19 protein-coding genes and 1 tRNA gene are annotated in these 18,446 nt (G+C 45.1%); 14 read left to right on the top strand and 6 right to left on the bottom strand.

The genetic code is table 11. The features are described from left to right. Genes fliF through NYG90_RS07770 form a run of 3 tightly spaced genes read right to left on the bottom strand, consistent with a single transcriptional unit; the run spans position 1 to position 3,661 of the window. Positions 1–1,689, bottom strand: coding sequence for a flagellar basal-body MS-ring/collar protein FliF (fliF, locus tag NYG90_RS07780; protein ID WP_285257473.1), 1,689 nt, complete (start codon positions 1,687–1,689; stop codon positions 1–3). 43 nt (positions 1,690–1,732) lie between these two features. Then, the gene (hisC, locus tag NYG90_RS07775; RefSeq protein WP_285257472.1) at positions 1,733–2,839 is read right to left on the bottom strand and encodes a histidinol-phosphate transaminase; all 1,107 of its coding nucleotides are present in this window, start codon (positions 2,837–2,839) and stop codon (positions 1,733–1,735) included. Between the two features lie 24 nt (positions 2,840–2,863). Further along, positions 2,864–3,661, bottom strand: a complete 798-nt coding sequence (locus NYG90_RS07770; protein ID WP_285257471.1) for a hypothetical protein — start codon at positions 3,659–3,661, stop codon at positions 2,864–2,866. A 285-nt stretch (positions 3,662–3,946) separates the two neighbouring features. Between NYG90_RS07770 and NYG90_RS07765 the strand changes: the two genes are divergently transcribed. The 4 genes from NYG90_RS07765 to xseA are packed head-to-tail and all read left to right on the top strand — an operon-like array spanning position 3,947 to position 7,149. Continuing rightward, a complete protein-coding gene (locus NYG90_RS07765) occupies positions 3,947–4,195 on the top strand; it encodes a hypothetical protein (RefSeq protein WP_115011360.1) in 249 nt (82 codons plus the stop codon). Between the two features lie 58 nt (positions 4,196–4,253). After that, a complete protein-coding gene (gene pgsA, locus NYG90_RS07760) occupies positions 4,254–4,796 on the top strand; it encodes a CDP-diacylglycerol--glycerol-3-phosphate 3-phosphatidyltransferase (RefSeq protein ID WP_115012305.1) in 543 nt (180 codons plus the stop codon). Continuing rightward, positions 4,796–5,878 carry an RIP metalloprotease RseP gene (rseP, locus tag NYG90_RS07755; protein ID WP_285257470.1) on the top strand — a complete coding sequence of 361 codons (1,083 nt, stop codon included), beginning with the start codon at positions 4,796–4,798 and terminating at the stop codon, positions 5,876–5,878. The genes pgsA and rseP overlap by 1 nt, the downstream gene beginning before the upstream one ends. Beyond that, positions 5,875–7,149, top strand: coding sequence for an exodeoxyribonuclease VII large subunit (gene xseA / locus NYG90_RS07750; RefSeq protein WP_285257469.1), 1,275 nt, complete (start codon positions 5,875–5,877; stop codon positions 7,147–7,149). Before rseP ends, xseA begins: the two co-directional genes overlap by 4 nt. A 166-nt stretch (positions 7,150–7,315) precedes the next feature. Here the strand turns inward: xseA and NYG90_RS07745 are convergent, their stop codons facing one another. Beyond that, complete coding sequence (locus NYG90_RS07745) at positions 7,316–7,492, bottom strand: hypothetical protein (protein WP_285257468.1); 177 nt, start codon at positions 7,490–7,492, stop codon at positions 7,316–7,318. A gap of 188 nt (positions 7,493–7,680) precedes the next feature. On the opposite strand from NYG90_RS07745, the gene NYG90_RS07740 reads away from it, so the two are divergent. The 9 genes from NYG90_RS07740 to NYG90_RS07700 are packed head-to-tail and all read left to right on the top strand — an operon-like array spanning position 7,681 to position 13,723. Then, positions 7,681–7,824, top strand: coding sequence for a hypothetical protein (locus NYG90_RS07740; RefSeq protein ID WP_285257467.1), 144 nt, complete (start codon positions 7,681–7,683; stop codon positions 7,822–7,824). Then, the gene (locus NYG90_RS07735) at positions 7,821–8,690 is read left to right on the top strand and encodes a pseudouridine synthase family protein (protein ID WP_285257466.1); all 870 of its coding nucleotides are present in this window, start codon (positions 7,821–7,823) and stop codon (positions 8,688–8,690) included. Before NYG90_RS07740 ends, NYG90_RS07735 begins: the two co-directional genes overlap by 4 nt. Next, the gene (locus NYG90_RS07730; RefSeq protein ID WP_115011356.1) at positions 8,674–8,904 is read left to right on the top strand and encodes a carbon storage regulator; all 231 of its coding nucleotides are present in this window, start codon (positions 8,674–8,676) and stop codon (positions 8,902–8,904) included. Before NYG90_RS07735 ends, NYG90_RS07730 begins: the two co-directional genes overlap by 17 nt. Further along, the gene (locus tag NYG90_RS07725) at positions 8,904–10,196 is read left to right on the top strand and encodes a GHMP family kinase ATP-binding protein (RefSeq protein WP_285264915.1); all 1,293 of its coding nucleotides are present in this window, start codon (positions 8,904–8,906) and stop codon (positions 10,194–10,196) included. The genes NYG90_RS07730 and NYG90_RS07725 overlap by 1 nt, the downstream gene beginning before the upstream one ends. Then, positions 10,193–10,654, top strand: coding sequence for an SsrA-binding protein SmpB (smpB, locus tag NYG90_RS07720; RefSeq protein WP_285257464.1), 462 nt, complete (start codon positions 10,193–10,195; stop codon positions 10,652–10,654). The genes NYG90_RS07725 and smpB overlap by 4 nt, the downstream gene beginning before the upstream one ends. 51 nt (positions 10,655–10,705) lie before the next feature. Beyond that, the gene (gene exbB / locus NYG90_RS07715) at positions 10,706–11,158 is read left to right on the top strand and encodes a TonB-system energizer ExbB (RefSeq protein WP_115011353.1); all 453 of its coding nucleotides are present in this window, start codon (positions 10,706–10,708) and stop codon (positions 11,156–11,158) included. Positions 11,159–11,206: 48 nt separating this feature from the next. After that, a complete protein-coding gene (locus NYG90_RS07710) occupies positions 11,207–12,004 on the top strand; it encodes a sulfite exporter TauE/SafE family protein (RefSeq protein WP_115012304.1) in 798 nt (265 codons plus the stop codon). Then, on the top strand, positions 11,985–12,887 hold the full coding sequence (locus tag NYG90_RS07705) for an ABC transporter ATP-binding protein (RefSeq protein WP_285257463.1): 903 nt from the start codon (positions 11,985–11,987) through the stop codon (positions 12,885–12,887). Before NYG90_RS07710 ends, NYG90_RS07705 begins: the two co-directional genes overlap by 20 nt. After that, positions 12,884–13,723, top strand: a complete 840-nt coding sequence (locus tag NYG90_RS07700) for a hypothetical protein (RefSeq protein ID WP_285257462.1) — start codon at positions 12,884–12,886, stop codon at positions 13,721–13,723. Before NYG90_RS07705 ends, NYG90_RS07700 begins: the two co-directional genes overlap by 4 nt. Positions 13,724–13,783: 60 nt before the next feature. Here NYG90_RS07700 and NYG90_RS07695 read toward each other — a convergent pair. After that, a tRNA-Met gene (locus NYG90_RS07695) sits at positions 13,784–13,861 on the bottom strand. A 154-nt stretch (positions 13,862–14,015) separates the two neighbouring features. Here NYG90_RS07695 and NYG90_RS07690 point away from each other — a divergent pair. Then, on the top strand, positions 14,016–17,018 hold the full coding sequence (locus NYG90_RS07690; RefSeq protein WP_285257461.1) for an FAD-binding and (Fe-S)-binding domain-containing protein: 3,003 nt from the start codon (positions 14,016–14,018) through the stop codon (positions 17,016–17,018). A gap of 44 nt (positions 17,019–17,062) precedes the next feature. Here NYG90_RS07690 and NYG90_RS07685 read toward each other — a convergent pair whose 3' ends face one another. Next, the gene (locus NYG90_RS07685) at positions 17,063–18,445 is read right to left on the bottom strand and encodes a cation:dicarboxylate symporter family transporter (protein ID WP_115011350.1); all 1,383 of its coding nucleotides are present in this window, start codon (positions 18,443–18,445) and stop codon (positions 17,063–17,065) included. Position 18,446: the final 1 nt, after the last annotated feature.

Raw genomic sequence — 18,446 nt, 5'->3', positions numbered from 1 at the left:
CTAGCTAGATTTCTCCACACCGATCTCATCGTGGATAAGCTTTTGGAAAAGCGAAGCAATTTCTTCTGGTTTTTCCTGAATGACAGCCTTGATCTTTTCAAGTAGCACTTCGTATTTCACCTCATCTTCGCTAAATCCAGCACCGCTAATGCCAAGCTGCTCTTCCACGCGTTTGCGTAGCTCACCAAAGCGTGAGCTAGCCTCATCGTCATCGTCATCGATCTCAAAGAGCGATTCGATCTTGTCATCTTCTGCATCTTGGACTTCAAGCATTCGCTCAGCAAATGGCGCGATGACTTTCTTATAAAAGATGAAGATAATAATGGCGATGATGACATATTTTAGCAATGGGACATATTGCATCATAAAGCTTGTGGCTTTTTCTACAAATGTCTTTGGTGCTTTGGGTGCCTCGCCTTTGGAGAAATCCCAATCCGAGACCGTTACAGAATCCCCTCTTGTCTCATCAAAACCTATGGCATTTTTGACAAGATTTTCAAGCTTGGTGATTTCTTCTGGAGTAAATGGCACATACTCCATCACCTCTTGCCCATCATCTTTGGTTACAAGCCTGTGCTCGCCATTGACAAGCACAGAAGCAGTTAGGCGCAAGGGCTTACCGCTTGCGAACTTTGTCTTAATCGTTTCATTGCCAATTTCATTATTGACAATAGATTCTGTCTCGTGCTCTTTAATCATTTGATTACTAGAATCCAGATTTTGCACCGGACCGACATTACTCTCCACGCCCGGTATCCCGCCGATAGTCCTATCTGGAGGTCCTTGCTTTTCTTTCTCATAATCTTTGGTCGATCGTGGGACAACTTGAGAGGGATCGAAAGTTTGCTTCACAGATTCTTGCTGGCTCCAATCATATTGGAGATTAACAATAGCTACGACTTTGTTTGCTCCACCCGCGCGAGGGGAAAGCAAGCGCACAATATCATCTGCCTTTTTCTGCTCCTCTTTATGGACAAATGCGTAGCGTTGCTTTAACACCTCATTGATCCCTGCTAGCTCATTATCCTCTCCCAAAGGCATACCATTGCCATCGACAATCTTGACATTTTCAGGCGTGAGCTTTGGGATAGCGGCAGAAACGAGATTTTTAATCCCTGTGATTTGGAATGATGAAAGCGCGCTGCCGGGCTGTAACTGCACCATAACAGCGGCTGTTGGCGGAATGCTTGTTGAGACAAAAAGGCTTTCTTTGGGATTGGCGATTTGCACATTTGCCTTAAAAATCGGCTCTAGTGCTTCAATAGTGCGTGTAAGCTCGCCTTCAGTCGCGCGTAAAAACTTCACTTGCTGCGTGAAATCTGTCTCGGCAATATTGTTCGTATCAAATACTTCAAATCCTACTTTAGAAGTTTTGGGGATACCTTGGGCTGCTAGAGCGATACGCTCTTCTGCTACACGCTCGCTAGGGATTTCTATGACATTGCTGCGAGGGATTTTATAGGGGATTTGATTGTCTTTAAGATATTGCAAAATCAGCGCGTTATCGGCTTCATTCATGCCTTCAAACAGCACGCCATAAGAGCTTTGCACTTGTTTATTTGAAAACACAAGCAAAAATACAAAAAACCCTATAAGCACGACAATGGTCGCTGTGATGACAACCTTTTGCCTACCGGTGAGATTGTTATAAATTTTTGTTATGCGTTCAAAGAGCGTTTTAGTATCCACTAAATATCCTTGCAAAAAATTTCCATTGATCTAGCCATAGCCACTATACCAACTCTTGAAGAGCTAGCAGCACTCTTGAATTTTGCTCTTGCGTGCCGATAGTTATGCGAATAGCGTTGATACCATAGGAAGCGAGATTGCGGACGATAATCCCTTGCCGCAAAAGTGTATCGCAAATCACAGAAGAATTATAAGGATTTTCCAAAACAAAGGTGATGAAATTGGTATAAGATGGGATATACTCTATCCCTTTAGATTCTGCAAATTCTTCATATCGGCGCATTTGTGCAAAATTTTCTTTCAATGTGTGCTGCATAAACTCTATATCTTCAAGTGCCACACACGCAGCCGCTAGACTTAGTGTCGTGATATTAAAAGGTGCGCGGAGCTTAAAGAGTGCTTGGACAATCTCCTCTCTAGCGATCCCATAGCCCACGCGCATACCACCTAGCCCATATACCTTAGAAAATGTGCCAAGATAGATTACATTTGCAAAGTGTTGTATAAGATCGCGCGGATCAATATGCTTACTAGAATCCTTATATGAAGCAAACTCCTGATACGCCCCATCAATGACCACAAGTGTCTCACCGCAGCTCTCTTGCTCTATGTGCGCTAGAAGCTCATACACTTCTTTTGCCCCCACGCATTCTCCTAAAGGATTATTTGGCACACATAGAAATACAATATCAGGCTTATGCTGCCTAAATAGCTCGTAAAACTCTGTGAGATTATGCTCTTTGCTAGGCGTTTTGATCACTTGCGCACCGATGTGTTTGGCATAGATTTCATACATCGCAAAAGTGATGCCCGCCATAAGAATCTTGCTTGATTTTGTGGCTTTAGCGTGGAGACAGAGCTCGATGATTTGATCACTCCCAGCCCCGATGATGCACTGCCCATATCCAATACCATAATGTCTCTGCAAGCGCGAAATAAGAGCACACATAGAATCATCTGGATATAGCGCAGCTTTATGGGCATTAGCCTTGATACACTCCACAACACTAGGCGAAGTGCCGTAAGGATTCTCATTGCTCGCCAGCTTGATAACTTCCTTTTCATCTAAGCCAAATGTGCGCACAACCTCTTCAATAGGCTTGCCAGCTTGATAAGTGGCAATATGTGCTAACTCTTCATTAAATCGCATAGCAACTCCGCTTTTCAATACACATCAATCACACCTAATCGTAATGCGTGCCTTTAAATACAATGGGGCAGATTTTTCTAAAGGCAATGTAATATCCGCAGATATAGGTGAAGTCTCACCGGAGAAAATATCTCTATCCAACAATCCACCACCATCAAGCACACGCTTAATAACGCTATTTGAGCTATAAGCACTTCTCTCATTGCTATCAAGCAATAAGCAGTGCTGCGTAGTCTGCGCTGCGTAGAATGCAGCACTCTTGTGTGCTTTATCCAGCAAAAGCTTGCGCAAATCTTGCTTAGCATTTTCAACTTGCGCAAAATCTACGATAGGCTGCAAGCTTGAAATCTCAATCCGTAAGCCACCATTCTTCAAAGCAAGATAATCAATCTCTTTTAGCAATGTCTTATACTCTGCAATATCTTGCTCTGTGATAATGCACTCAATCGCCCTAGGCGCACTGCCCAATCCACTAGAATCCACTTCCACTCTCTTAGGCAGAGACTGCACAGAACACGCGCCACTTTTATATAATGGCGACTTAGCGATATAATCTGTGATCTCCCCAAAAATACGCGAAAATCTACCAGCAAGCTCCTCTATATTACTAGAGCTTGCCTTAGGTGCATTAAGGACAATCCAACTCTCATACCGCTCATAAGGGATCTGCACCACATCGGCAACATCTAGTGTATAGTGGCGCGAGCGTTCCCCTATGTGAAGCAGCTCTTTTATATCACCGATAAAATGCGAGAATAATGCGCCCCCAACAAAGACAACAAGACTCAAAAGACAAATCAGCAAATATTTCAACCAGCGCATTTTTCTCTCCACAATGTTTTCAAACATTATAGCATTATTAACATCTTTTTAATACGCTAAAACATTGCAAAATTTGGATTTACACCCTATCTTGCGCATACTTTAAGCCCAAAGCACATCACAAAATCCTAACAAAAATAGATTTTTATTTGGTATAATCACTCCTTGCTTGGGCTGACACATCAATCTACTCAATCTACAACTCCGCCTTGGAGATTTAAAGATTATGTCTTGGCTCTAGCACTGATAAACAACACATAAAACAGAACAACAAAGGAAGTCCAAATGGCAAAGAAAACTATCCCTGCCAAAGAGCTAAGAAGAGTGTTTCAAACTCTCCCAAACATCGATGAAAAGCAGCTAAAAACTCTGCGCCCCTATGTATCCAAAGACACATACAAGAAGCTACGAAAGCTTTCTGGCTTTATCAATCAAGACATTATTAACGATTTGAAAAAAGAAACACAATCCCTTATGCAAATGGCAGCAGATCTCACAAGTGATATAAGCTTCAGCGATCTTGTTGAACAATAACCCATCAATGCCACTTCTTATTGCATCGCCCCATAGAGTTTAAGGGTGGGTCGCTATGATCAAAAGACTCCCAAATATCCTAACAATCACTCGCATATTCCTTGCGGTGTTTTTGCTTTTTTTTCTCTTGCATAGCGATCTTATCTTGCCTAGCTGGGTGGATCCTAGCTGGGTCAATTACTTTTCTTGCCTGATTTTTTGCCTTGCGTCTTTGACAGATTTTTTTGATGGCTATATCGCTAGGCATTGCAAAGTAGAATCCACTTTTGGCGAGGTCTTTGACCCTTTGGCAGATAAAATGCTTATCCTTAGCGCGTTTATCGCCTTGCTGCTCCTAGGGCGTGCAAATGCGTGGGCAGTGTTTATTATCCTTAGTCGCGAGTTTTTCATCACAGGATTGCGCGTGGTGGTAGCAAGCTCCGGCAAATCCATAGCCGCTAGCTACCTTGGCAAATACAAAACAGGCTTTCAAATCGCGGCTATTGCCTTTTTGCTCGCAGATTTTTTCCCGGGGGGTGATGTGCTATTGTGGCTAGCGACTTTTATGACCTTTTATTCCGGGGTTGATTACACGATCAAATACTACAAAAGCGCGAGTTAATGGGTATCCTTAGCGCGTTTTTAGCCCTTTGTTTTTTGGTATTTTTCCACGAGCTTGGGCATTTTTGCGCGGCGAGACTTTTTGGCGTAAAAGTAGAAGTCTTTAGCATAGGCTTTGGCAAAAAGCTCTTACACAAAACTATCGGCGGCACGCAATACGCCCTATCGTTAATCCCCTTAGGTGGCTATGTCAAGCTAAAAGGACAAGATGATCTTAACCCCACTAGCCGAGAAATCGCGCCTGATAGCTACACTACAAAGCCCCCTTTGGTCAAAATCACAATCCTATCAGCCGGCGTGGTGTTTAATCTCCTGCTAGCATTTTTGCTCTATGTCGCCATAGGACTCTCTGGTGTAAAGATCCTTTTGCCAATCATCGGCGATGTGCAAAATAATAGCCCAGCACAAAAAGCCGGACTTCTCCCAAATGACCGCATTGTAAAAGTGGATTCTAGCCCTATTGCTTCGTGGGAGCAGTTAAGCGCGATGATCGCGCAAGCCACGCCTAGCCACAGCTCCTTTACCCCACTTACGCTTACCATACAAAGAGAGGGCAAGCTAGAATCCATTTTCATCACACCAGAATCTAGCAGCTACCGCAATGTCTTTGGCGATACGCTTTATCGCCCTATGATTGGCATAGTGGCTAAGGGTGAAGTGGGTGTAGAGCATTTGGGGCTAGTTGCTAGCGTGCAATTTGCCGCACAAGAAGTAGCAAAGGCTAGCGTGCTTATTTTTGAATCGCTAAAGCGGCTTATTGTAGGGCTTATCCCGCTTGGCGAGCTAAGCGGGGTGATAGGGATTGTTGATGTGATGGCAGAAGTTGCCCCAAGTGGATTCTATGCCTTTGCTATGCTTATGGCACTAATCTCCGTCAATCTTGCCATCATCAATCTCCTGCCTATCCCAGCCCTTGATGGCGGGCAGATTGTCTTTGTATGCTATGAAGCCTTGATGAAAAGGCAGATGAGCGATAAAGTGCTTTATGCGCTGACACTTCTTGGGTGGGCGGTGCTTTTAGGGCTTTTGGCACTTGGGGTATATAATGATATTGTGCGCATTGCTACAAGGACTATGCAGTGAATACGCTAGCGACACCACTAGAGCCACTAAGTGTAAGCGCGCTTACCGCACAGATCAAATCCCTACTTGAAGCCACTTTCTTAGAAGTCTATCTCCAAGGCGAGATTAGCAACTTTACCTTGCACAAAGCCAGCGGGCATTTGTATTTTAGCCTTAAAGATGCAAGCAGCTCGATCCGCTGCGTGATGTTTAAAGGCAATGCAAAATCCCTAGCCTTTACCCCAGAAAATGGCTTGCAAGTCATCATTAAAGGCGCGCTTAGTCTCTACGCTCCACGCGGAGAATACCAAGTCATCTGCCACTCCCTCACACAAAGCGGCAAAGGCTCTTTAAGTGCGCAGTATGAAGCCTTGAAAAAATCCTTAGAATCTAAAGGCTACTTCGCACAAAGCCGCAAAAAGCCCCTGCCTCCCTTCCCTAAAAAAATCGCCCTACTCACCTCGCTCTCTGGCGCAGCCTTGCAAGATATGAAGCGCGTAGCTAGCACACGCTGGAATCTCACCAAGCTTGTGTGCTTTGACACACTCACCCAAGGCGAGCAAGCCGGAGCGCATATCGCGCACAATATCGCCTATGCCGATAGCTTTTTTGGCACAGACAATGCCTTTGATATTATCGTCATCGGCAGAGGTGGGGGCAGTATGGAGGATTTATGGGGGTTTAATGAAGAAATTGTCGCAAATGCGATCTTTTACGCACGCACGCCCATTGTCTCTGCTGTGGGACACGAGATAGATTTTGTCATTAGCGATTTTGTCGCAGATCTTCGCGCAGCCACGCCATCGGCGTGTATGGAGATAATCTTGCCAGATAAAAGGGAGTGGCTTTTGCGACTTGATGAAATCCGCGCACAATATGACACAAGCGCACAGCACTCCCTAGCCAAAGCCCAAAAGCTCTGTGATCATCTCCTAGAGCTATACCAGCAAAAAAGCTATGCAAACACCCTATCCTTTGCCAGCGAGCAGCTAGGGCAGCTGCGCACAGGGCTTAATGCCACTATGGCACAAATCCTGCAAGCAAAGGGCGCGATATATGCCACACAAGCCTTGCAATATGAGCAGCTTCCCCTTTTGCGCGAGAGAGAATACGCCCTGCTCACTTTGGCAAAAGAGCTGCAAGCCCTTGATCCCAAACGCCTTGTGCGCGAGAATTTTGCCCAGATTTTGCGCAATGGCAAGCCGGTGCAGGTGGGGGAGTTGCGCGGAGATGATGAGATAGAGCTGTGTGATGGGGTGAATTTGGCGCGAGCTAGAGTCCTCTCTCTATGAGAATTTGGCTTTGCTTGGTGAGGGGATTCGGCTTGCGGGCTAGAATCGCGGATTGCTTCGCCTAGCTCACGCGATAGACGCTCTAGTCCTATCTCCTTGCGCGGCTTAAAAAACCCCGATTCTATCTCCACAATCCTAGAATCCCACAGCGGCACTGAAGCACAAATCACAAAAACCGCCCAACCCCTAGAATCCACTTTTGAAAGCCCCCACCGCAATTCCTAGAATCCTTGAAGAAGAAAAACGCGCTTTGTGTGAAATCCGCCGCAAATAAAAAAGTGGATTCTAGCAATAAAGCCTTTTTATCGTCATTGCGAGCGGCGTGAGCCGCGTGGCAAAGCAAGGCGAAGCCGCAGCTTCTTTAGTAATCCATATCCTCGCAAGTGGATTCTAGGATTTTACTCAAAACACCCAAAGTGTGAGCGACTCACAGGCGGCAGGATTGTGCGACAAAAACGCAGGGGCTGAAAATGTGCTCGATAACCACGCCGCAGGTGGTAGGATTTTGATGAAAAAGCTAAAATTCTAAAAGTGGATTCTAGGAAAAACACTGAAAGTGTAAAAACGCCAAAGGCGGAAGGATTTGAGATGAGGCAACAAGCGACAGCGGTGCAAGGCTGGGGCACGCAAGCAGGTTTCTTTAGTAAAAAGCCAACGCCAAAAGGTCAAAAATGAAAAACACCATCTTACTTGCCTACAAACCCCCCTTCATCTCTAGCAATCACTTTTTGACACAGATCAAAAGGCGTTACAACATCACTAAAGCGGGCTTTTCTGGGACGCTTGATCCATTTGCGCAAGGCTCATTGCTGATTGCCACAGGGGCTTATACCAAGCTGCTGCCCTTTATCAAAACAGAGCCTAAGGTCTATGAAGCCACTCTATGGCTAGGTGCGAGCTCCAAAAGCCTTGATATAGAAAACATCGAAAAAGTGGATTCTACCCCACCACTAGAATCCACTTTTGTGCGCGAAGTGGTGGAGAGCTTTGTGGGCGAGATTGCCTACACGCCCCCAGCCTTTAGCGCGAAGAAAATAAAAGGCAAGCGCGCATATCAGCTAGCGCGATCTGGGCAGGAGGCAGCCCTTATGCCCACCACAATGCGTGTCTATGCCCTAGATTTTCTCTGCTATGCCCATCCTTTTATCTCTTTCCGCGCGTGCGTGAGCAAAGGCTCATATATCCGCTCACTAGGCAGTCTAATCGCCCACAAGCTAGGCAGCTATGGCACACTTAGCGCACTCAAGCGCGTAAGCGAGGGTGATTTAGCCGCCCAAAAAGGCAAGATCATAGAGCTAGATCCTTTGGCGATTTTGCCCTACCCTATCTTGCCTATTGATCCTTGCTATAAGGAGCATTTCTACCACGGCAAAAAACTCACGCAAAATGACTTAGATTCTAGTGTGCAAGCTAGGGTGGATTTGGATAAAAATCCGCTCTATATAGTGAAATTTGATGAATTTTTTTCTATAATACAGCTTCACCAAGACGGCAGTGTCTCATATCTTCTCAATAGGATTGATTATGCTCATACTCTCTAGAAAACAAGATGAAAGTATCGTCATAGGCGATAATGTCATCATCAAGGTCGTATCCATTGATCGAGGGAGTGTGAAGCTAGGCTTTGAAGCCCCGCCCAAGACCTTAATCCTACGCGCCGAGCTTAAAGAAGCTATCGCTAGCGAAAACAAAAAAGCCATAGGCGACTCCTCCAATGAAGCCTTGCTTGATCTAGGCAAGCATATCAAACGCTAATGTTCTATAAATCCTACCCCAAAATCAATCTCTATCTCCATATCCTAGGCAAAACAGCGAGCAGCTACCATCTCCTGCGCTCGCGTTTTGTGCGTGTGGTGGGGGATTTGTATGATGAGATCACTATCTCCCAAGCTCCAAAAGATAGCGTGCTAGGCAACTTTCCTTGCGCGGTAGAAGACTCTAGTGTGTATCGCGCATTGCGTGCGTTGCGTAGCATTGATGGCGTGCGCTTCCCGCCGGTGCGCATAGAAGTGTGTAAGCATATCCCAAGCGGTGCTGGGCTAGGTGGAGGCAGCTCTAATGCAGGAGTCGTGCTAGCCGCGCTTATCTCGCGCTATGGCAGGGAGTTTAAAGGCGAAGCAAAGCAAATGCACACATATTTTACAAGCCCCAAATCTCCCAAATCCCCCCTGCCCACTGCGCTTGGCGATCTTGCCAAAAGTATCGGCGCAGATGTGGCGTTTTTTGTCTCGCAAGTGGATTGCGCGGAAGTTTCTGGGATTGGCGAGTGTATTGAGCCTTGTGATACTGCGCTAAGTGATATTGCACGCTTTCATATCTATACGCCTAAAATCGCTTGTGATACCGCGCAAGTCTATCGCCACTACGCCGCCACAAGCACGCCAAATCCCCACGCAAGAGATTTATCCACCCTAAGCAATGCCGCCATCCTTGCTAGCGGCGATATGGCTAGCTTAAATGATCTCTTTGCGCCTGCTTGCTCTCTCTATAAAGAGCTAGAATCTGTGGCAAAGGAGCTGGGGGGTGGGTGGTATTTCTCTGGGAGTGGTAGTAGCTTTTTCCGCATAGATTCTACTACGGCTAACCCCCTAGAATCCACTTTTTCCTGTGGGGATTCGGCTTTGAGTAGGCATTCCGCAGATTTTGGGGATTTGGAGGCAACCGCAGACCTCAAGTCTAGCTCTGCCCCCAAATCCCTAAAAAACTCCAAAAGCCCCACCGCAAATCCTAGAATCCTTGAAGAAGAAATTCAAGCCGAGTGTGAAAAATCCACCGCAAATAAAAATCAGCCGCAAAGTAAAAAAGTGGATTCTAGTAATACCGCTCATTTTGCTGCCGCAAAAACTATGGATTGCCACGCCACTGCTACGCAGTGTCTCGCAATGACAGAAAACAACGCCGTTAGTGAAAAAGTGGATTCTAGGATTTTTGACAAAAACGCTGAAGTTCTAAAAGTGGATTCTAGGAAACAAGCTCACAAAGTAGAAACCTCGCAAAACACAAGGGCTGAAAGTGTGTTTGATAACAAGCCACAGGGCACACTATGAAACTCATCGCACAAAACAAAAAAGCCCTATTTGACTACGAAGTGCTAGAAAAACTTGAGTGCGGTATAGTCCTACTAGGCTCTGAGGTGAAGTCTTTGCGCCTTAGTCGCTGCAATCTTAAAGACAGCTTTGCGCGATTTGTCAAGGGCGAGCTATTTGTCTTTGGTATGCATATCTCCTTCCTCCAAAGCACCAACCCCCACTTCCGCCCCGATGAAAAGCGCGCTAGAAAGCTTCTGCTCCATAGATCCCAGCTGGATAAGTGGTTTGGCAGAATCTCACAAGATGGGCTTACGATCGTGCCGCTCTCTATTTACTTTAATGCACACAATAAAGTCAAGCTTCAGCTAGCCCTAGCGCGCGGCAAGCAGCTCCACGATAAGCGCGAAAGTATTAAGAAAAAGATTCTTGACAGAGAAGCACGCGCAAGTCTTAAAAACTATGGCAAAAGCTTGTAGATCCACCTTTACGCTCCGCAAAGGACGCCACAACTCCACAAAAGGACATAAATGAAAGAGCTTGTTGATTATTCTGTTTTAGGATTTTTGGGATCGCTCTGTGTTTTGGTGATCGCTATTGGGATTGAGCGGGCGTGGTTTTATGCCACTGTGCGTGTTGATGACTACCTTGATAAGCGGCTTTTAGAGCTAGATTTACACAAGCGGCTCACGCTTATTGCGACCATTGGCTCAAATGCGCCGTATGTGGGGCTGCTTGGCACAGTAGCTGGGATAATGATCACTTTCCTTGATATTGGCAATAGTGCGCAAATTGATACCCAAAGCATAATGACAGGGCTAGCCCTAGCCCTAAAGGCTACGGCTATGGGGCTTATCGTGGCGATCCCTAGCATTGTGCTGTATAATCTCTTGGTGCGTAAGGCAGAGGTGGTGCTAACAAAATGGGATATTTATCACAATCCCACCGCAACGAGCAAAGCCTCTATGCGCCTTGATACATAATGCTACAACCTAGCGAGATCTAAATCATAAAGGACAAAAATGCTTACGATGTTTTTTTCATACTTTGATTGGTGGCAGATTCTAGGCTTTGTAGCTCTTGGGCTAGTCTCTGGCGTGGCGGCGGGGTTTTTTGGCATAGGGGGTGGGATCATCATCGTGCCTTGTATGCTGCTTGTAGGCTTTCCTATCCAGCACGCTATTGGGATCTCCATTGTGCAAATGGTCTTTGCTAGTGTCTTTGGCTCACTACTAAACTACAAAAAAGGCTTGCTTGATCTTAGAGAGGGTATCTTCATAGGGATTGGAGGGATATTTGGGGCAAGCCTTAGCGGCGTGGTGCTACACTTTTTTAGCGAGCTATTTCTTAGCCTAGCTTTTTTGCTCCTTACAATCATCTCTCTCTATCGGTTTGCTACTAAATCCAAGGTCGCCCCTAGTGCAAATCTCATCACAAATCCTTACAAAAAGCGCGCGATCCTTGTCCTAGCTGGCGCATTTACAGGGATTTTTGCTATTTCTTTAGGTATTGGCGGAGGGCTGCTTATCGCGCCTATACTAGGCTACTATCTAGGCTATGATTCTAAGAAAGTCGTGCCTTTGTCGCTCTTTTTTGTGGTGTTTTCATCAGTGGCTGGGAGCATATCTTTGCACCAAATGGATATTGTCGATAGTAGGCTCTTTAGCGCGGCTGTGCTTATTGGACTTGCTTCCATCATAGGCGTGAGCCTTGGGATAAAACTCATTGCAAAAGCAAGTGCAAACACCCATAGAGTAGCACTCTTGTGGATTTACTGCTTTGCTATCATTGCCACAAGCATAAAAATCTTTGAAAAAGCTCTGTTATAATGCCCCCACTCTCACACAAAGGCACAATATGCTTGTAGAAATCTCTAACCTAAGCAAACGCTACGACTCCACCCTAGCCCTAAACAATCTCTCCCTAACCCTCCAAAGCGGCAGAATCATCGGGCTGCTTGGTCCAAATGGCAGTGGGAAAACAACGCTTATCAAAGTGCTTTTAGGACTTTTGCGACAATATGAGGGGAGTGTGAAGATTCTAGGTGAGCCTATTGGCGATACCACCAAAGCCCATATCTCCTATCTCCCAGATAAACCACATATACCACTACATTGGAAGATTGATTATGCGTGTAGATTTTTTGCGGACTTTTTTGAAGATTTTGATATACACAAAGCCCATAGTCTTATGGAGCAATTACAGCTTGATCGATCTAGAAAGATCAAAACCCTATCCAAAGGCAATAAAGAAAAGCTCTCCCTAGCCCTTATGCTCGCGCGCCAAGCTAGGCTCTATATCTTTGATGAGCCAATCGCCGGGGTCGATCCTGTGGCAAGGGATTTTGTCTTTAAGCTCATCTTAGACAACTACAATCCAAGTGCCAGCATACTCATCGCCACGCATTTGATCTATGATGTAGAAAAAATCCTTGATGAAGCCATATTTCTAGCAAATGGCAGCGTGCTAGCCCACGATAGTATCGCCACCCTAACTGCCAATACCACAAACCTAGAATCCGCTTTTAAACACGCATTTGCAAAATCTATGCAGCTAGATTCCAGCCCCTCTAGCCTAGAATCCACTTTTGTATCGCACGCGCTAGAATCCACTTCCGCACGAGTCGCCGACTCCGCACAAGACTCCGCCCTAGAATCCACTTCTACCCTAGAATCCACTTTTGCCCACAAATCCACAAAGGACGCACGATGAGACGACTTCTCCGCTATGAATTACAAGAGCATTACCTACCGCTTGTGGTGCTTGGTGCTGTGTTTGCTGCCTGTGTGTTTGGGTGTGTGGGATTTAGCAAGCTTGATGTCGCCACAATCACAAACCCCACTTTGCACGATCTGCTTGGTATAACATTTGGGCTTTGTATCATTGGGGCTTTTAGCGCGATGTTTTTGCTTGTGGTGGCTCATATATTTCTTATGATTTCTACTTTTGGGAAAAGTCTCTTTGGGGAGTATGGATATTTGCTCTTTTGCCTACCTTTGGGGATTGATACGATCCTTTTGGCAAAAGTGCTTAGCTGCTTTATCTTAATCGGTGCTTCAGTGTGCTTTTATGGTTTTGTGGGTGTGCAAGCCTTGATTTTAATCTCAAATGTCGAAATCTTAGAGATATTTGGAGGGCTTGGCACGCTTGCGCGAGAGCTTCTTACAAGCTTTGATGAGCGCAGTGTGTTTATCATACTTCTTAGCATTACTTATATCCTAGGCGAGATACTCACTTGGCTTATGTATATCTTGCTGACATTAGCACTGCTTAATGTATGGCGTATCACAAGTTATCGCTTGGTGTTAGGATTGCTGCTATTTTTGGGGATTTGCCTGTGTGGGGGTGTCATTAGCACGCTGCTTGGGCTGCTTTTTGGCGTATTTTTTCATATCAATATCGACTCTCTTTCCATAATCACACAGAGCAAAGTCGGCATAGATGGCTGGCTGCTTTATACACAAAAGCTTATCACATACTTGCTACTAAGTGGTATAAGCTACTTGCTAGCAAGGCACTGCATTATTAAGAAAATGGAGTTAGAGTAGCAGCTACAAGAAACAGAAAATGCAAAAAATATGAAAAGTGTGAAAAGTGGATTCTAGGAGTGGTGTCAAGGGGGGGACTTGAACCCCCGACCTCCGGCTTATGAGACCAGCGCTCTAAACCAGCTGAGCTACCCTGACACAAAGGCGCGATTATACGCCAAAAGCCCTAAAAAGTCAAGCACATACGATAGCCCACTTGCCCAAAATCAGCCTATGACCACACCCGCTAAAGCACATAGCTTGCTAGGTGATTTAGATACAATACATACTTCCAATCTGCAAAGGAGATAGTATGCATAATCGCAAGAATCCAGACTTTGAAGGCTTTATCGCTGAAGCAAAGGAAATATTTAAGGATAGAATCTACACAGATTATCTCCGCCGCTTTGCTTATGGGATTGATGCTTCTTGCTATGCGTATGTGCCACGCGTTGTGATTAGAGCCATAAATGAGAGTGAGATTATCACGCTTTTTACACTTAGTCAAAAGCACAACACCCCGCTTACCTTTAGAGCAGCAGGGACTAGTCTAAGTGGGCAGGCGTGTAGTGACTCTGTGCTTGTCTTAGCAAATGCGTTTTGGCAGGATATTGAGATCGTGGGGAATGCGGAGAGCATAAAATGCGGCTGTGGGGTGATTGGGGTAGAAGCAAATGAAGCCTTAAAGCCCTATGGCAAAAAGATAGGACCAGACCCCGCTACTATCAATAATGCAATGATTGGTGGAATCTTTTCAAACAACTCTAGCGGTATGTGCTGTGGGGTGAAGCAAAATAGCTATAACACCATAAAATCCGCGCGATTTATCCTATTTGATGGCACGATCCTTGATACAAGTAAGAATGCTAAGCCTAGTGAAAGCATAGAATCCTTTTTACAAAAGCACAAAGATAAGGCAGATGCACTTCTAGCCCTAAGGGAAGAGATTCTGCAAGATAAAGAATTATGTGAGCTTATCAAGCGAAAGTTTGCTATCAAAAATACAACCGGTTATAGTATCAATGCCCTGCTAGATTTTAGCGAGATAAAAGATATTGTAAATCATCTTTTTATCGGTGCGGAAGGGACTTTGGGCTTTGTCTCTCAAGTAGAGTATGAATGCGTAGAAGACTATGCTTACAAAGCGTGTGCCCTGCTTTTCTACAAAGATTTAGCTCTTGGGGCAAAGGCGGTGGAGATTCTAGCGCATAATGAAAGCCTTGTGAGTGCAGCAGAGATTATGGACTATGCGTGTTTGGATTCTGCTAAAAGCTTGGAAAACGCACCGCTTGAGCTAGGGCAAATAGAAAGCGGGGCGTGTGCGATTTTGGTGCAGTTAGAATCTAGCACACAAAAAGAGCTAGATTCTAAAATCGCTTATATAAGTAAAGAGCTAGAATCTGTGCCAAGCCTTTTTGGCGTGCATTTTAGCAGTGATGAAAAGCTTATGGCATCGTGGTGGAAAATCCGCAAAGCCCTTTTGCCCTTAGCGGCTGGGACTCGCCCAAGTGGGAGCATTGTCATCACTGAAGATATTTGCTTCCCTATCCACACTTTCGCACAAGGCATAGAATCCATTACCAAGCTTTTTGATAGGTTTAACTTTCAAGGCATTATCTTTGGACACGCATTGAGTGGGAATGTGCATTTTATCATCACGCCAAATCTCAATGATGAAAAGGAGAGTCAAGCGTTTGCGGAATTTATGGAAGCGATGGTAGATTCTGTTATCTCCTTGCAGGGTAGCACAAAGGCGGAGCACGGCACAGGGCGTATGATAGCGCCATTTGTGGAAAAAGAGTGGGGAGCTAAAGCGTATGCTATAAATCGCAGGATAAAAGAGATTTTTGACCCACACGCCCTTATCAATCCTGATGTCATCATCAGCGATAATCCCCAAATCCACACGCAAAATCTCAAGCAAAGCAGCGAGGTAGAGGACTTTATCAATCAATGTATGGAATGTGGATTTTGCGAAAAGGTTTGCCCTAGCAGAGAGCTAACTTTGACACCAAGGCAGAGAATAGCGGTGCGAAAAGAAATCGCAAGGCTGGAAGCCTTATTAGCAGAATCTACCAAAAGCACGCAAAAGCCAACGCAAGAAATATTAGAAGAGTTGAAGCGAGGTTATCAATATTTTGGCATCGAAACCTGTGCCACCTGCTCTATGTGCTCTCTCTCCTGTCCGCTAGAAATTGATAGTGCTAAAATCGCACAAAAGCTAAGCCCTAGCACAAAGGGCGCAGTCTCTCGCTTCATAGCAACTCAAACTGCCAAGCACTTTAGCTCCACACTTAGCCTTGCTAAAGGGGGCTTACATATTGCAAACTTTGGCTTTGCAATCTTTGGCAAAAATACGCTCAGTGCTTTAAGCAAAAAGATAAAATTCCTGCCCTATATCCCACGCTCATTACCTAGGGCAAATGCCTACAGACTAGAATCTAAAAACTTTAGCCACTCTCATCACGCTTGTCGTAATGAAGCTTTAGGCGCACGCGTGGCTTTGCCGCAGCGGGCAAGACCCACGCCTTTGCGTGAGCAAAGCAATGCGTGGGATAATGGCGCACAATCTAGCCAAGTATCTGTCATATACTTTAGCACCTGTATCAACCGCTCCTTTGCTCCACAATCAAGCTTGAAAGATACAAGAGCTTTGCAAGAAGTCTTTGAATCCTTGTGTAAAAAGGCTGGTGTGAGCGTAGTATATCCGCAAAATCTTAGTAATCTTTGCTGCGGCAAGGCGTATAAAGACTATCCGCAAAGTGCGGAGCTTAAACGCAAAGAAGTGTATAGGGCATTAGATTCTAGTGTGAAAGAGCTGCAAAGCAAGGGTGTAGAGCAAATCCACATCGTATGTGATCATAGCGCGTGTAGCTATGAGCTAAAAAGCGGATTACAAGAGCTAGATTCTACGCTCACTATTTTAGATATGCCAGAGTTTATAGAATCTACTCTTTTGCCAAGGCTTACTATCACGCCTTTAGATGAAGATATTGCGCTTTATGCGATGTGTGCGACAAGAAAAGGCAAATGGGATAAGTCTCTAGAATCCATTGCCAAAACTTGCACGAATGGCGAAGTCATTATACATTCTAAAACGCAGTGTTGCGGCTTTGCAGGGAATAAGGGCTTTATTTGCAGTGAGCTAAATGCTTCAGCATTGCGGGAGCTAAGTGAGTTTTATAAAGATAGAAAATTACGCCTTGGCTTTTCAAGCTCTAGCACTTGTGAAATAGGGCTAAATGACAAAACAAACATCACTTGGCAGAATCTACTCTATCTTGTGGATTCTGTGAGCGCAAGCGGAGATAAGTAAGCACTCATAGATTCTACACGCAGATTCTATGAAGCTTGTAGAATCTATACGACTTTGAACTCTTCTGGGTGATCAAGCGCATAGAGGAAACGCTCCTTGTCTATACGCTTATCCCAAATGCTCACCATCACACAAGCAATCACATTGCCACATAGATTCCCAACCGCACGCATCTCACTTAGGAATTTATCAATCCCAAGTATCGCTGCCACACTCACTGCTGGGATAAGCTGGCTACCATCGGCTGTCGTTAGTGCCGCAAGCGTGCCCGCTAGGACGATAAAGCCACTGCCTGTAACACCAACCGCACCCTTTGATGAAATCATCAAAATAAGTATAAGCGTCATCGTCTGCACAAAGCTAATGTGAATATCAAAGGCTTGAGAGAGAAATATCACCGCTAGACTTAGATAAATATTTGTCGCATCAAGATTGAAGCTATAGCCTGTTGGCATAATCAGCCCTACACTTGCTTTCTGCACCCCAGCACGCTCAAGCTTACGCATAAGCGGGGCTAGAGCCGTCTCGCTACTAGAGGTGGCAAATACCACAAGCACTTCTGCATAAATAAAGCGCATAAGCTTAAAGATATTGATCCCACCGATTTTGCAAATGATCCCAAGCACCACAAAAATAAACGCCAAAATCGATAATGCCATAGTCAGCAGCAGCATAATCATTCCGCCAATGGAGCTAAACCCAAAATGCGCGATAAGATATGCCATAGCCCCAAAGGTCGCTAGCGGGCTATACCAGATCAAAATCGTTAGCACTTTGAAAAATGTCTCTTGCATACTCTCAAAATATTTCAAGCATTTTTCTTTAAAGCTAGGTGCTGCAAAAGAGAGCAAGATAGCCACGATCAATGCCATTACTAGCACCTGCAATGTCTTCCCCTCGACAAATGGCGTGATAGGGTCGTGTGGAATCGCGCTTAATAGAATGTGATAGATTTCTTCACCTACACTCTGGGCTTGATTGCTCGCACCTTGAGCGATATAGCCCTCTACACTCTGGGCATCAAGGCTGGCTACATCAAGGTGCATTCCGTGTCCTGGCTTTAGCACCTCGCCAAACACCACGCCAATCACAAGCGCAAATGTGCTAACAACTTCAAAATAAATAAGTGTCTTTAGCCCAAGCCCACCTAGTGTCTTCAAGTCTTCAAGGCGGATGATCCCTGTAATAATGGTCAAAAATATAATAGGACCCATAAGAAGCTTTAGCCCTTTGATAAACGGGTCAAAGGTGTAGGATTTAGACTCTATACAGAAGTGATAGAAAAATGTTACCACAGCATTTGGGTGGCTATGGTGTAAATTCCCGATGATCCCAAATACCACGCCAAGCACAAGCCCAAGCAACACCCAAAACACAAGACTCTTTAAAAACCTATGATGTATAGGAGAGTGGCGATGTTTTCTCATA

The sequence above is a fragment of the Helicobacter zhangjianzhongii genome (assembly GCF_030249855.1).
Taxonomy (GTDB): domain Bacteria; phylum Campylobacterota; class Campylobacteria; order Campylobacterales; family Helicobacteraceae; genus Helicobacter_B; species Helicobacter_B zhangjianzhongii.
The sequence above is the reverse complement of the archived record's forward strand: the minus strand, read 5'-3'. Positions and strand labels throughout refer to the sequence as shown.

Coding starts and splice junctions, on each gene's coding strand:
- NYG90_RS07725 (WP_285264915.1), top strand. CDS start 8,904: ATGTTCTATAAATCCTACCCCAAAATCAATCTCTATCTCCATATCCTA.
- NYG90_RS07690 (WP_285257461.1), top strand. CDS start 14,016: ATGCATAATCGCAAGAATCCAGACTTTGAAGGCTTTATCGCTGAAGCA.
- smpB (WP_285257464.1), top strand. CDS start 10,193: ATGAAACTCATCGCACAAAACAAAAAAGCCCTATTTGACTACGAAGTG.
- NYG90_RS07770 (WP_285257471.1), bottom strand. CDS start 3,661: ATGCGCTGGTTGAAATATTTGCTGATTTGTCTTTTGAGTCTTGTTGTC.
- rseP (WP_285257470.1), top strand. CDS start 4,796: ATGGGTATCCTTAGCGCGTTTTTAGCCCTTTGTTTTTTGGTATTTTTC.
- NYG90_RS07735 (WP_285257466.1), top strand. CDS start 7,821: ATGAAAAACACCATCTTACTTGCCTACAAACCCCCCTTCATCTCTAGC.
- NYG90_RS07730 (WP_115011356.1), top strand. CDS start 8,674: ATGCTCATACTCTCTAGAAAACAAGATGAAAGTATCGTCATAGGCGAT.
- NYG90_RS07700 (WP_285257462.1), top strand. CDS start 12,884: ATGAGACGACTTCTCCGCTATGAATTACAAGAGCATTACCTACCGCTT.
- NYG90_RS07710 (WP_115012304.1), top strand. CDS start 11,207: ATGTTTTTTTCATACTTTGATTGGTGGCAGATTCTAGGCTTTGTAGCT.
- hisC (WP_285257472.1), bottom strand. CDS start 2,839: ATGCGATTTAATGAAGAGTTAGCACATATTGCCACTTATCAAGCTGGC.
- NYG90_RS07685 (WP_115011350.1), bottom strand. CDS start 18,445: ATGAGAAAACATCGCCACTCTCCTATACATCATAGGTTTTTAAAGAGT.
- exbB (WP_115011353.1), top strand. CDS start 10,706: ATGAAAGAGCTTGTTGATTATTCTGTTTTAGGATTTTTGGGATCGCTC.
- NYG90_RS07765 (WP_115011360.1), top strand. CDS start 3,947: ATGGCAAAGAAAACTATCCCTGCCAAAGAGCTAAGAAGAGTGTTTCAA.